Raw genomic sequence first — 12460 nt, forward strand, 5'->3', positions numbered from 1 at the left:
GTGAGCCGGCGACGCAGGGGCCGACGTCTCGCACCTGAGGTGATCTCGCTGCTGGGGCGGGGGCTTGCGCCGGGTCACCTCAGCCGTTACTAATTCGGGTTAGTTGCCGAAAGCTAGTCCTCACCTGTTTGTCGCGTCAATAAGCTGTTACGAGGGAGTTATCCGTGGATGTACGGGTGCGGCGGACCCGGCCCGGCTCAGCCCCTGGCGGGCCGCGCCGGGGCCGCAGTGGAGCCGCGTATCACGAGCGGGCAGTGCAGCAAGGTCCGTCCGGTCTGCACGGCGGGCCCGCCGGCGGCGAGTTGTTCGGCGGCCAGGCGGCCCATTGCCTCGTACGGCAGCCGTACGGTGCTCAGTGCCGGGTGTATCTCCGCGGCGAGCTGGAACTGGTCGTCGTAGCCCATCACCGACACGTCCTCGGGCACGCGGAGTCCCGCCTCCAGCAGGGCCAGGAGCACGCCGACGGCCATCCGGTCGTTGCCGCACATGATCGCCGTGGGCCTGGCGTCGCGCCGCAGCAGCCTGCGGGCCAGCTCGTAACCGGAGTCGGCATGGTAGTTGCCGGACAGCACGGTGTGATCCCGCGGATCGAGTCCGGCGCCGCGCAGTGCCTCGCGGAAGCCCCGCAGGCGGGCCTTGGTGGCCCAGGCGCTGGCCGTGCCGGTGAGGTAGGCGATGTCCCGGTGGCCGAGATCGAGCAGCGCCTGGGCGGCCTCCCGGCCGCCGCGCACCTCGTCGGGAAGGATCGACGGGGTGGAGTCGTCCGGGACGAAGCAGTTCACGAGGATCGTCGGGACCCGCCCGGCGCTCTCCGGGATCACCACCGACCTGGTGCCGGCCGCGGCGAAGATCAGGGCGTCGGTCTGCCGGTCGAGCAGTTCGCCGACCAGCTGAGCTGCCTGGCGGTTCGAACCGCCGGTGTTGACCAGGAGCAGCAGATTGCCCTGGCGTACCGACGCCTCGTGGGCCCCCTTGATCGCGGAGGCCGCGAACACGCCGAAGTCGGCGTCGTGGCTGACGAAGCCGATGGTGGCGCTGCGCCCCTGGCGGAGCCCCTGCGCGGCCCGGTTGGGGCGGTAGCCGAGTTCGGCGACCGCTTGCAGGACCCGCTGCCGGGTCTCGTCACTGATCGTCTGGCCGGCCGTCTTGTTGAGCACGAAGGAGACGGTCGCGGGGGAGACGCCCGCCAGGCGCGCGACATCGGTCCGGCGCGGTCTGCCCGCCCTCGGTCGGTGATCTTCATGGGTTGACACGCCGCCAGAGTACGAGACCACCCCGCACCTGAGAACCGGCTGTCACGCCGACCGGCCCTCGTGCGCTTCATCACATTTCGCCTGCAATGAGAGGAACCTTCGACATGCCCGCATGGCTCCACTACGCCCCCGCGAAGGGCTGGATGAACGACCCCAACGGGCTGATCCACTGGAAGGGGCGGCACCACCTCTTCTACCAGTACAACCCGGAGGGCACCGACTTCACCAACCAGCACTGGGGCCATGCCAGTTCCCCGGACCTGCTCACCTGGACCGAGCACGAGGTGGCGCTCCTCCCCGGCCCGCGGGAGACCGCGCCCTACGACGCGACCGCCTGCTTCTCGGGCTGCGCGGTCGAGCACGACGGCGGGGTCTCGATCCTCTACACCGGTGTCCTCGGCGACGCCCAGCTCCCGTGCCTGGCACGCGCCGCCGACGACGGGCTGTCGGGCTTCGTCAAGGACCCGGCCAACCCCCTCGTCCCTGCTCCACCCGCGGACGACATCACCGAATTCCGCGACCACAGCGTGTGGCGAGAGGACGGGCTGTGGCGGCAACTGGTCGCGGGCGCCCGCCGCGACCACGGGGGCTCGGTGTTCGCTCTGTCCTCGCCCGACCTGCGGACGTGGGACTACGACGGAGTCTTCGTCGACCGGGCCGGCTCGAAGGTGCCGGGCGCGGTCTGGGAGTGCCCGGACTACTTCGCCGTGGAGGGCACAGGAGCACTGCTGATCTCCGTCATCCACGAGGACGGCGAGGAGGGGCCCGCGGTGTGGTGGATGACCGGCACCACCTCGGGGGCCGACTTCGAGGTACGCAAGACCGGCGTCGCGGATGTGGGCGACCGCTTCTACGCCCCGCAGTCGTACTGGACGTCGGACGGCCGCAGGATCCAGTTCGGCTGGATACGCACCCACCAGGACCCAACCGGCCTCGGCGGCAAGGCGGTCGGCGCCATGACCCTGCCACGCGAACTCTCGGTACGGCACGGCCGCCTGCACTGCGAGCCGGCGGCCGAACTGACGCGGCTTCGGCTCGCCTCGACACCCATACCGGTGACCGGTACGGCTGACCTCGACGGCAGGAGGACCGCCGGTGAGCTGGTGCTCCACGCCACGGCGGCGGATGGCGTGCGGGCAGTCGCCCTGCGCTCCCTGGACGGAGCCGAGATGGCCGTCGACCTGGCGGCTTTCGCCGGACTCGACGGACCGCTGCGGCTGTTCTGGGACGCGGGCATCGTCGAGGTCTTCCGCGGCGGCGTGGCCGGGACATGGTCCGACCTTCGCATCACCGAGGTCGCCCAACTGCGGCTGGACGGTGACACGGATGCGGCGGGCGGGCGGGCCGAGGTCTGGGAACTTGCCCGACCGAAGCGCCTGACCGGCCCGGCGGCCGGGCACCACGCCATATGCCGGTGCGTCTGACCTGGCCGGCCCCCGGCCCCACATCGATATGGCCTCCAGGGCTCACCGACCGACCACGAACCCGCGCCAAGAGCTCGCTGCCTCCAGGGGCGGTGATCAGAACGGATGTCTCTCGTCCGGCCCCGTGGCATCCCCGAGGAGATCCAGACGTGCACCGGGGCTTGATGCTCGGAGCGCCCGCCCGGTGACCTGCCTCATCCCTCGTGGCCCCCGACTTCGGGCCGCCACTCAGTGCGCGAAGCCCGAGGCGTCGCGGCGCCGAACGGATCGGGCCGCCACCGCACATCGCCCGAGAGGACAGGCGCCGTCGGAACAGGCCGGTGCTCCGCGGCCGGGGCCTCCCCGAGTGGAGGTGACAGGTGCCCGAACGGAAGGCCGAGGAGCAGGAACCCGCAGCCGGTGAGGTCGACCAGCAGGGCCAGCATCGGTGGCGGGTGGTGCAGGCGCAGGGTCCCGCCCGTCTCGGTGGTCTGCTGGGAGGCGTGGAGGAAGGCGTTGAGGCCGCTGCAGTCGCAGAAGGTGACAGGCGTGAGGTCGACATCGATGGTGCGGATACCGTCGCCAAGACACCGCTCCAGTGCCGTGCGCACCAGTGGGGTCGATTCCAGGTCGATTTCACCGGTCAGGGTGAGCAGCGCCCTCTTCCTTCGGTCACGGCGGTAGACGGTGAGCTGTGGGAGGGGCATGATGCCTCGGTTCTCACGACCATCCGGCAGCGCACGCGGTGACGCAGGGATTCCCTGTCCCTTGGCCCGCTCCCGGCAGGGGCGTACGTTCGGCGGAGGTGGAGCAACGGCCGGTCCGACAGGACATGAGGACCCACCCGGTTCCCTCCAGGGATGCGCCGGGTGACGAACGAAAAGGTCCGCTTCCCCGCACCATCTGTATCGAGCAACGACAAGCCGCCGGGGTCTGGGACGTCAGTACGGAGCATAGCCCTCTACCCGGTCCGACGGACGGCCGGAAGCCGCCCATTCCCCGCGACGCGGTCGGCGCGGTGGCGGACTTCCCGGAGTCGGACCGTCGACGGGAGACGGTCCAGGCCGGCCGAGTCCCGCGCGTGCGCGAGCGTTTTCCCAGGCGGCGGAGCTGCCTGTCCGGAATCGGAGGGAAGGTCGCTGTCACCGGTCGGCTGCCGCCGGGTGTTCGCGCTCATCTCACCCTCTCCTGGCCCGTGTGCCGCGCATGTACCGAGTGGAGCCTCTCGACCGACACCGCGAGGTCGGACACCTCCATGCACGCCCATGTCCTGAGCCGTTCGGTAACCTCCCGGCGCACTGCGGCGCACTGCGCCCCGATGTCGGACGGGTAGCCGAGCTCGACTGTGATGCGCAGCCGTGCCTCGCCGAGCACCGCCTGCCGTGTCGCGGGAGACTCGGCGTCTCGTCCTGCGGTGTTCCGCTCCGGTGCCCGCCGCACGGATGTGGTCACGCGTGGCGTCCGGCGGCCGGGTGGCACGTGGCCGGCCGACTCGGTGAACCGGCTCAGCGCATCGCGCGCCACGTGGGAAGCGATCCTCGCGACGACCCGGTCGGCAACAGTGGTCGCACCCCGCTCCCCGCGGGGAATGCCGGGACGCCGATCGTCTTCACCAGTCACTGCCGCCAGTCTCCCCGAGCCCGTCGCCGGTCATCGCGGAACCGCTCCTGCCGGTCTCGGCGGCGGACGAAGTCGCCCGGTTCGACATCACCTTCCGTGAACCGCCCGATCAAGAGACCGACGACACCCAGCCCCAGCACCAGCAGGAAAGCCCAGAAGTCACCGAAATACGCGGCGAAACCCAGCGCCATTCCGGCCATCAAGCCCACCACGGCCCTGCTCATGACGCGCTCCTTCACTCAAGCGGGCTGCTCCGCCCCGGCTACTGGATACGCTGCCGATCTTCGCTTTCGTCCTCGTCCTCGGGCAGCTTCACGTCGCTGACCGTGATGTTGACTTCCACGACTTCCCGACCCGCCATCCGCTCCACTGCGGAGATCACGTTCTCCCGCACCGCACCGGCCACGTCCGTGATCGAGACGCCGTACTCGACGACGATCTCCAGATCGATGGCCGCCTGTAGCTCTCCGACCTCGACACTGACCCCTCGGGTGGCGGATTTGCCACTACCGGCGCCGGGCATCCGCTCCCGCATGGACCCCATCGAGCGGGCGAATCCACTGCCGAGGGCATAGACGCCGAGCACGTCCCGTGCCGCCATTCCGGCGATCTTCTCCACCACCACATCGGCGACGGTCGTCCGGCCTCGAGAACCGGGCGCACCACCGTGCCTTACGCCGGTGTTCTCAGTCATCGGGATATTCCTTCCTTGAGGGGACCACCTGCGCACTCACCGTTCAGATCGTAGTCTTTTTAGTGAGTTATGACCGAATTGCGGACCGTGGGTGGGGGGTGACCGGCCGAGTGGCTCCTGTTCCGAAGACTGCCTGGCCTTGGGTCGACACCGCCCAGTACGAACTGACCCGGCGAGGCCGGCATCGCGCGGCAGGAGGGACCGACCTGTCGGTGTGTGCGACCGCGGTCCACCACGGACACCGTCCTCCACGTGGACAACGACTTCGCGACGGTGGCCAGAGTGCTCAAGGAGGTTCAGCAGCGAGACCGCGCGGCGCGCGACCCCGCCGTCGGAGGTCGCGCGGCCGCCCCGGCTGCCGGCTGGGACCACGGGCGCTGCCCACGGGGGGTCCGGGCCCGCGGACCTGGTCGGTCCGCGTGCCCGTCGGCATGCGGTACTTGCGGGGTCCGGAGGGGAGTACGGTTGCGGCACCGAGCGCACCTCGCACGCCGTCATCGGTTTCGGCGTCGCCCTCGGGGAACGGCACAGGCCGGCCCACATCGGATCCGGCCGGAAATGAGCCGCCTCATGCCTCCAGGCTCGTACTCTCCCGCCGTCTTCCGTATCCGGACCCGCGCAGAGCGGTAGCGGATCACCGGCTTCCGGGATGCCCCCCGGGGCATTCCGGCATCTCGCCGACGGCCCTGGACCCATCAGCACGTCCGAACCGGTCAGCACGTCCGAACCGCTCAAGAGGATGCGAGACGCATGTATTCACAGGATTCGATCTCCGGCCGCCGGCGTGGCCGTCCCGAACCGAGCGCGGAGGTGCTCTCAGGACTGGCCTGCCTCATCTGCGGCACCGACTACCGGAACGCAGCCGACCCCCAGGCGGTGGTGGTCTCCCACCGCGACGACAAGCAGCTCCTCGCCTGCCACGGGACGTGCGCACGCATGGCGAGCGGGTCGGCCGACGGCCTGGACGAGACGCCGCTCCCGCTGGCCGAGCGCGTCCGCAGGCACCGGGCCGAGAGCTCCTGAGCCTGATGCCGGGCAGCCGCGACGAGCACGCCGAGAACGAAGCCAACGAAATACTGGGGAAGCCATGAGCCTGATGAGTCTCGGAGTACTTGCCTCCTCCCGCAAGGAGAACGAGTTCCGCCTGCCGTTGCACCCCGCCCACCTCGGCCGGATCGCCCCGGACGTACGCGAGAAGATCTTCCTCGAACAGGGATACGGCGAACGCTTCGGCGTCGCCGACGACGCGCTGCGACCCCTCGTGGCCGGACTGCGCCCGCGCGAGCGGATCCTCGCCGAGTGCGACATCGTGCTGCTGCCCAAACCGATGCACGACGACATCGCCGAGCTCCGCGAGGGCCAGGTGCTGTGGGGGTGGCCGCACTGTGTGCAGGACGAGAAGATGACCCAGATCGGCATCGATCGACGGCTGACCCTGATCGCCTGGGAAGCCATGAACCACTGGACCTCCACGGGCGCCTTCAGCGTCCATGTGTTCCACAAGAACAACGAGCTCGCCGGATACTGCTCGGTGCTGCACGCCCTCCAGCTCGGCGGGCTGACCGGCAGCTACGGGCGCCGCCTGCGCGCGGTGGTCATCAGCTTCGGCGCCACGGCGCGTGGAGCCGTCACGGGCCTCGGCGCCATGGGGGTCTCCGACGTCACCGTGCTCACCCAGCGTGCCGCAGCGGCGGTGGCCTCGCCGATGCCCTCGGTCGTGATGGGCCACTTCGAGGAGCAGGCGGACGATCCGTCGCGGCTACAGGCGGTCACCGCGGCCGGTGCCGTGCCGCTGGCGGAGTACCTGGCCGGGTTCGACATCATCGTCAACTGCGTCCTGCAAGACACCGACGCGCCGCTCATGTTCGTCACCGACGAGGAACTCGCCCTGTTCCGGCCGGGGACCTTCTTCGTCGACGTCGCCTGCGACGAGGGGATGGGCTTCGCATGGGCCCGTCCGACCACCTTCGGTGAGCCCATGCCCGCGGTGGGAGCGGGGTGCCACTACTACGCGGTGGATCACAGCCCGTCCCACCTGTGGAACTCCGCCAGCTGGGAGATCAGCGAGGCGCTCCTTCCCTACCTGCGCAAGGTCATGAGCGGTCCCGGGGCATGGGACACCGACGTCACGGTGAGGAAGGCCATCGAGATCCGCGACGGCGTCGTCCAGAACCCGAAGATCCTCTCCTTCCAGCACCGGTCAGCCGCCTACCCCCACCCGCCGGAGGCCCCGGCGTCCGCTCCCACCCCGCTGCTGCACCCCGCCGCGCAGCCGGCCTGACACATCCCGGACCGGGCGTGTCACTTCCTCTGCGGGGTGTCACGCGACGGCCGGGCCGGTGGCGTCGCACCGTCAGTTGCCGCCGGCCGCCTTGAACATGTAGTTCTCGGACTTTTCGCGGCTGACGTTCCAGTACGAGACCAGGGGGTTGTCGTCGATGTTGAGGAAGTCGGCCTCGTCAGGCAGCGGGACCTCGATCGGCCCGCTGTCCGCATCGGCGTTGGAGACGCGGCCCTGGAGGCTGACGGTCATCGTCTCCACGGCCTCGGTCGGCGCGCCGACCCGGAAGAGGAGCATGCCCGCGTACGCCTTCTCGCCCGGCCCGATCGTGGCTCCCTTCATCTCGGACTCCATCGGGCCGACCTGCTCCTCCCGCCCGTCGCCGAAGCGGACGATCGGGTAGCGGTACAGGGCGCATTTCTTGCCGCCGGTGTTGGTGGCCGTGAGGAGGAGGTGGCGGACCGAGTCATGTGCGTAGAGCGTGGTGGCGATCGAGATGTTCGCGTCGGTGCAGGCGGCGGTCGCCGTTTTACCGCCACCGGCGTTCCCCGACCCACCGGCCGAGTCCTGCGAGCCGGCGCCCGAGTCCTGCGAGCCGGCGCCCTTGCCGCCGGACTGAGTGGAGATGGTCGCGCTCGGGGTGGCGGACGGGGTGGTGCCTGTGCCGTTGTTCGTGCCGTCCGGCTCACAGGCCGTGGCGGAGAGGAGGGCGGTGAGGGCCGCGGCTCCCAGGGCGTAGTTCTTCCAGCTCTTGTGTGCAGTACACATGTGATCCCCCGTGTGCAGCCATGTGGTGCGAATTTCGACCAACCAGGTTGAATGACGCAGCGAGGAGATCGCTGAACTCCCGTTCCCGCGTAACCGTGAGGGAACGCAGGTATGGAGGTCGTACTTCCCTTTCGCCGCTTCAGGGACTGCCCTGAGATTTCTTCGGCCGGACGGTGGCGGGCGGGTAGCGCCGATGACCGGAGTCAGCCCCGTGTGCGGGCCCTACCCGTACCTTCCGGCTTACCAGGATTGCGGCCCGCAGCCGCCTCACCCTCACGTCATGCCGGCAGCAGCGAACGAACGGCGATCGGCCACCTCGACCGCCGGCTCGCACAGGCCAGAGGGGACTCGGCCGAGCTCCCCCGTGATGTTCAGATTTGGACCCGGTTCCCGTTTGCGATACCGCCCCCGCTTCGAGTCTCCTGGATGTACCACTCGTAGATCGATTCGTTCTGGGTCCAGGAAAGGCCGCCGAAGGTCTTGTACGTACCGCACGTAGTGGTCGTGTGCCAGGCGCCGTACTGATAACCGGTGGTGACCGCATGGGTGACAAGGCGGATACGCGCGGAGGTCACTCCGATACCGCAGGGGAATCGCACCGACATGGCGCCGGTGAGGTTTTTTCTGGAGGCGGAGAGGGTGAACGTTCCGCTTCCACACACGTAGCTGTCGCAGAAATCGCTGCGCCCGGCTGCCGCGACAGCGCCGGCCCGCGCGCTGTCCGGCGCCGCCGGGGCTGCGGAAGCCGGAGCGGCTGTGGCAATACCGATCAGGGCGATCGCGCAGCCGGCTGCCGCGGCCGCAGTTCGAATCTTCGATATGGGCACTGTGAGTTTCCTTCCGTCGATGTTGCGGACCTCGTGACCGATCGCCGTCCACCACATGGCGGCGAACAGCGCCGTCGTGGCCGTCGGGACACAGGGGAGTCCGGTCTCCTCGAAACCAGGACGGAGTACACGACAGGGCGGGGGCCCAAGGGCCCTGTCGCCTGCCGAAGAACTTTCCCGGGCGTTGCTGCCCGGGTGTATGGAAGCTAGTTGGAGGGGCCGATGCTTCTCGACCAACCGTGGGTTGAACTGTGCTTGCAACCAGGGTGGTTGCTGGTCTACCCCCAGGGTTGTAGCTGTGGTGGAAAACTGGCTGTAGCGGTCGCCTGGGGCCTACGCTCGGACGATGTTCGCGCAGCGCATATGGAGCGGGGCGGCTCGCCGGGCCTTCCCACAGGTGGCGGACATCGTCTATGCGGTTGTGTCGGTCTGGATCTCGAGCACCGCGCTGCGCAACCTGCCCGACCCGCACGGCTACTGGCGGCACACCGATGTATGGGCCTACGTGCTGATCGCCCTGGTCTATCTTCCGCTGGCCGTGCGCCGCCGGGCTCCCCTGACCGTGCTCATCTGCACGGCGGCCCTCGTGTTCTTCTACTTCACCCTGGCCTACTACCACGTGGTCGTGGTCAGCGGCCTGGGCTTGGCCCTCTACACCGTCGCGGCGCAGTGCCCGCGCAGGGTTGCTGCGAAGTGCGCCGCCGCATCGCTGCTCGTGCTGCTCTGGGGCGCGCGGCTCGCCGAGCCCGGGAGCGGCCCGTTCAGTGTGGCCTTCGTGACCGTGATGGTCGCCGTCACGTGGGTGACCGGCGACCGGTCCCGCCGGCTCGCGGAGCGCGGCGAGCGTCTCGCGGTGCTCACCGAGCAACTGCGCCTGGAGCAGGAGGAGAAGGCGCAGCGGGCCGTCATGGCCGAGCGCATGAAGATAGCCCGTGAACTGCACGACGTCATCGCCCATCACGTGTCGGTGATCTCCGTGCAGACGGGCCTGGCCGGATACGTCTTCACCTCCGATCCGGGGACGGCTCGCGAGGCGCTGGAGACCATCGCGGACAGCGCCCACGAGGCCATGGCGGAGATGCGCCGCATGCTGGTCGTGCTCAGGGAAGGGACCGCGCGCGCCCAGGACGCGGCGCGCGACCACACCGCGACCCCCGGGCTCGGACGGCTGGACCAACTGGCCCGGCGCGTCGAAGCCGCGGGTGTCCCCGTCGACGTCCGGATCACGGGTGCCCCGTTCGCCCTGCCGCCGGGCGCCGACCTGTGTGTCTTCCGGGTCATCCAGGAAGCTCTCACCAACGTCATGAAGCACGCGCCGACAGCGAACGCGAGCGTCACGGTGCACTACGACGAGGCCGCGGTCCGCGTCCGGGTGACCGACGACGGACAGGAGGCGGTCATGGCCGGCACCACCGAGGGGGCCGCCGGCCATGGTTTGATCGGCATGCGTGAGCGGGCCGGTATCTACGGTGGGACGGTGACCGCTGGTCCCGGCCCGCAGGGCGGGTTCGAAGTCGCACTGACCGTCCCCGTGCCACGCGACAGGTGAACGGGCGTCTCTGCGGTGGAAAGCCGGGTGGAGCGGTCGCTGGGGGCCTACGCTCGGACGATGTTCGCGCAGCGCACGTGGGGTGGGACGGTTCGCCGGGCCTTCCCGCAGGCGGCAGACATCGTCTACGCGGTGGTGTCGCTCGGCATCATGGGCACCATGCTGCGCAACTGGCCGAACTCGCAGGGCTACTGGCGGCAAACCGATGTATGGGCCTACGTGCTGATCGCCCTGGTCTACCTTCCGCTGGCCGTGCGCCGCCGGGCTCCCCTGACCGTGCTTGTCAGCACGGCGGCCTGCACGCTGTGCTATGTCACCCTGGGCTATTACCACGTGGTCGTCGTCTGCGGACTGGGCCTGGCGCTCTACACCGTCGCGGCGCAGTGCCCGCGCAAGGTCGCCGCGAAGTGCGCCGTGGGATCGCTGCTCGTGTTGCTGTGGGGCGCGCGGCTCGCCGAGCCCGGGATCGGCCTGCTCAGTGTGGTCTTCGTGACCGTGACGGTCGCCGTCCTGTGGGTGACCGGCGACCGGTCCCGCCGGCTCGCGGAGCGCGGCGAGCGGCTCGCGGTGCTCGGCGAGCAACTGCGCCTGGAGCAGGAGGAGAAGGCGCAGCGGGCCGTCATGGCCGAGCGCATGAGCATAGCCCGTGAACTGCACGATGTGGTCGCCCATCACGTGTCTGCGATCTCCGTGCAGACCGGCCTGGCCGGATACGTCTTCACCTCCGATCCGAGGACGGCCCGCGCGGCGCTGGAGACCATCGGGGGCAGCGCCCACGAGGCGATGGCGGAAATGCGCCGCATGCTGGTCGTGCTCAGGGAAGGGACCGAGTGCGCCCAGGAAGGGACGGCCGACCCCACCGCGAGCCCCGGACTCGGGCGGCTGGACCAGTTGGCCCGGCGTGTCACCGCCGCGGGCGTCCCCGTCGACGTCCGGATCACGGGTGCCCCGTTCGCGCTGCCGCCGGGCGTCGACCTGTGCGTCTATCGGGTCATCCAGGAAGCTCTCACCAACGTCATGAAGCACGCGCCGACGGCGAACGCGAGCGTCACGGTGCACTACGACGAGGCCGCGGTCCGCGTCCGGGTGGCCGACGACGGACAGAAACCAGTTCTGGCAGGCACCACCGCGGGGCACGCCGGCCATGGTTTGATCGGTATGCGTGAGCGGGCCGGTGTCTACGGTGGGACGGTGACCGCCGGCCCCGGTCCGCAGGGCGGGTTCGTAGTCGCACTGACCGTCCCCGTGTCCCGCGGCAGATGAACAAGCGTCCCGGCTCCCGGCCGGGCAGCCAGGAGGAAGGCGACATCACGCATGCCCACAATGCTCGTTGTGGACGACCAGTTCCTCATCCGCTCGGGACTTGTCGCACTCCTGCGGGCCGCCCCGGGAATCGAGGTCATCGGCGAGGCGCAGGATGGCGAGGAGGCCATCGAGATCGCCGCGCGGACCAGACCCGACGTCATCCTGATGGACATTCGGATGCCTGGCATCAGCGGGATCACCGCCACCGAGCGCATCCTTGCCCAGGCTGCGCCCCCGCCCCCCAAGATCCTCGTGCTGACGACCTTCGACCTCGACGAGTACGTCTACGGCGCGCTGAAGGTCGGTGCCTGTGGCTTCCTCCTGAAAGACACCCCACCGGACCGGTTGCTCGCCGCCATCGACACCGTGCACGCCGGCGACATGCTGTTCAGCGCCTCAGTGATCAAGAAGCTCATCGAGACCTACACCCCTCGCCCGGCCGGCCCGGAGCCGCACTCCGCGCTTGAGACACTGACTCCCAGGGAGTTGGAAGTCCTCGGGCTGGTCGGGGCGGGCATGTCCAACTCCGACATCGCCCAGCGACTCGTGCTCAGCACGGCGACCATCAAGACACACGTCCACCGCTGCATGCGCAAGCTCATGCTGAACAGCCGGGCCCAGGCGGTCGTCTTCGCATACGAGACCGGACTGACCTCTCGCAGCCCCGCAACCTGGGGAACGGACATCACCTGAGGTTTTTGGCACCGCCGTGCCTCAACCGCTGCGGCGCGCTCGGCGGGCGCCGTGTGCCGAGAGGGCG

General features: G+C 69.5%; 13 protein-coding genes and 1 pseudogene. 7 read left to right on the forward strand and 7 right to left on the reverse strand.

Features of this window, described 5'->3' with window-relative positions; translation table 11 throughout:
* Positions 1-197: 197 nt before the first annotated feature.
* A complete protein-coding gene (locus ACZ5SK_RS29065) occupies positions 198-1253 on the reverse strand; it encodes a LacI family DNA-binding transcriptional regulator (protein WP_328482065.1) in 1056 nt (351 codons plus the stop codon).
* 104 nt (positions 1254-1357) lie between these two features.
* Between ACZ5SK_RS29065 and ACZ5SK_RS29070 the strand changes: the two genes are divergently transcribed.
* On the forward strand, positions 1358-2677 hold the full coding sequence (locus ACZ5SK_RS29070) for a glycoside hydrolase family 32 protein (RefSeq protein WP_334580301.1): 1320 nt from the start codon (positions 1358-1360) through the stop codon (positions 2675-2677).
* 194 nt (positions 2678-2871) lie between these two features.
* Here the strand turns inward: ACZ5SK_RS29070 and ACZ5SK_RS29075 are convergent, their stop codons facing one another.
* From ACZ5SK_RS29075 to ACZ5SK_RS29090, 4 genes are all read right to left on the reverse strand, one after another.
* The gene (locus ACZ5SK_RS29075) at positions 2872-3363 is read right to left on the reverse strand and encodes an STAS domain-containing protein (protein WP_328482067.1); all 492 of its coding nucleotides are present in this window, start codon (positions 3361-3363) and stop codon (positions 2872-2874) included.
* 466 nt (positions 3364-3829) lie between these two features.
* Entirely contained in the window at positions 3830-4276 is a 447-nt protein-coding gene (locus tag ACZ5SK_RS29080) for an Asp23/Gls24 family envelope stress response protein (RefSeq protein WP_334580303.1), read from the reverse strand.
* Positions 4273-4500, reverse strand: a complete 228-nt coding sequence (locus ACZ5SK_RS29085; protein WP_334580304.1) for a hypothetical protein — start codon at positions 4498-4500, stop codon at positions 4273-4275. The genes ACZ5SK_RS29080 and ACZ5SK_RS29085 overlap by 4 nt, the downstream gene beginning before the upstream one ends.
* Positions 4501-4538: 38 nt before the next feature.
* Positions 4539-4970, reverse strand: a complete 432-nt coding sequence (locus ACZ5SK_RS29090; protein ID WP_328482069.1) for an Asp23/Gls24 family envelope stress response protein — start codon at positions 4968-4970, stop codon at positions 4539-4541.
* Positions 4971-5080: 110 nt separating this feature from the next.
* Between ACZ5SK_RS29090 and ACZ5SK_RS29095 the strand changes: the two are divergent.
* The 3 genes and pseudogenes from ACZ5SK_RS29095 to ACZ5SK_RS29105 form a co-directional block, all read left to right on the forward strand.
* Positions 5081-5279 (forward strand): annotated as a pseudogene (locus tag ACZ5SK_RS29095) (PIN domain-containing protein); the annotation flags it as partial.
* 441 nt (positions 5280-5720) lie between these two features.
* Positions 5721-5993, forward strand: coding sequence for a hypothetical protein (locus ACZ5SK_RS29100; RefSeq protein WP_334580306.1), 273 nt, complete (start codon positions 5721-5723; stop codon positions 5991-5993).
* A gap of 64 nt (positions 5994-6057) precedes the next feature.
* Complete coding sequence (locus tag ACZ5SK_RS29105; RefSeq protein ID WP_328482071.1) at positions 6058-7251, forward strand: N(5)-(carboxyethyl)ornithine synthase; 1194 nt, start codon at positions 6058-6060, stop codon at positions 7249-7251.
* A gap of 72 nt (positions 7252-7323) precedes the next feature.
* Here the strand turns inward: ACZ5SK_RS29105 and ACZ5SK_RS29110 are convergent, their stop codons facing one another.
* A complete protein-coding gene (locus tag ACZ5SK_RS29110; RefSeq protein ID WP_334580307.1) occupies positions 7324-8019 on the reverse strand; it encodes a DUF4232 domain-containing protein in 696 nt (231 codons plus the stop codon).
* Between the two features lie 371 nt (positions 8020-8390).
* Positions 8391-8846 (reverse strand): hypothetical protein, encoded by a 456-nt coding sequence (locus ACZ5SK_RS29115; protein WP_328482073.1) that lies wholly within the window; start codon positions 8844-8846, stop codon positions 8391-8393.
* Positions 8847-9192: 346 nt separating this feature from the next.
* Here ACZ5SK_RS29115 and ACZ5SK_RS29120 point away from each other — a divergent pair, with 346 nt between their 5' ends.
* Genes ACZ5SK_RS29120 through ACZ5SK_RS29130 form a run of 3 tightly spaced genes read left to right on the forward strand, consistent with a single transcriptional unit; the run spans position 9193 to position 12393 of the window.
* Positions 9193-10395: a sensor histidine kinase gene (locus ACZ5SK_RS29120; RefSeq protein WP_328482074.1), complete on the forward strand. Its 1203-nt coding sequence runs from the start codon at positions 9193-9195 to the stop codon at positions 10393-10395.
* Positions 10396-10455: 60 nt separating this feature from the next.
* Complete coding sequence (locus ACZ5SK_RS29125; RefSeq protein ID WP_334580308.1) at positions 10456-11658, forward strand: sensor histidine kinase; 1203 nt, start codon at positions 10456-10458, stop codon at positions 11656-11658.
* Positions 11659-11709: 51 nt separating this feature from the next.
* Entirely contained in the window at positions 11710-12393 is a 684-nt protein-coding gene (locus tag ACZ5SK_RS29130; protein ID WP_334580309.1) for a response regulator transcription factor, read from the forward strand.
* Positions 12394-12460 lie beyond the last annotated feature (67 nt).

The sequence above is a fragment of the Streptomyces sp. NPDC031474 genome (assembly GCF_055581185.1).

Excerpts from the sequence above, each read along its gene's own strand:
- ACZ5SK_RS29105 (WP_328482071.1), top strand. The coding sequence starts at position 6,058 with ATGAGCCTGATGAGTCTCGGAGTACTTGCCTCCTCCCGCAAGGAGAAC.
- ACZ5SK_RS29075 (WP_328482067.1), bottom strand. The coding sequence starts at position 3,363 with ATGCCCCTCCCACAGCTCACCGTCTACCGCCGTGACCGAAGGAAGAGG.
- ACZ5SK_RS29100 (WP_334580306.1), top strand. The coding sequence starts at position 5,721 with ATGTATTCACAGGATTCGATCTCCGGCCGCCGGCGTGGCCGTCCCGAA.
- ACZ5SK_RS29090 (WP_328482069.1), bottom strand. The coding sequence starts at position 4,970 with ATGACTGAGAACACCGGCGTAAGGCACGGTGGTGCGCCCGGTTCTCGA.
- ACZ5SK_RS29110 (WP_334580307.1), bottom strand. The coding sequence starts at position 8,019 with ATGTGTACTGCACACAAGAGCTGGAAGAACTACGCCCTGGGAGCCGCG.
- ACZ5SK_RS29130 (WP_334580309.1), top strand. The coding sequence starts at position 11,710 with ATGCCCACAATGCTCGTTGTGGACGACCAGTTCCTCATCCGCTCGGGA.
- ACZ5SK_RS29085 (WP_334580304.1), bottom strand. The coding sequence starts at position 4,500 with ATGAGCAGGGCCGTGGTGGGCTTGATGGCCGGAATGGCGCTGGGTTTC.
- ACZ5SK_RS29070 (WP_334580301.1), top strand. The coding sequence starts at position 1,358 with ATGCCCGCATGGCTCCACTACGCCCCCGCGAAGGGCTGGATGAACGAC.
- ACZ5SK_RS29125 (WP_334580308.1), top strand. The coding sequence starts at position 10,456 with ATGTTCGCGCAGCGCACGTGGGGTGGGACGGTTCGCCGGGCCTTCCCG.
- ACZ5SK_RS29120 (WP_328482074.1), top strand. The coding sequence starts at position 9,193 with ATGTTCGCGCAGCGCATATGGAGCGGGGCGGCTCGCCGGGCCTTCCCA.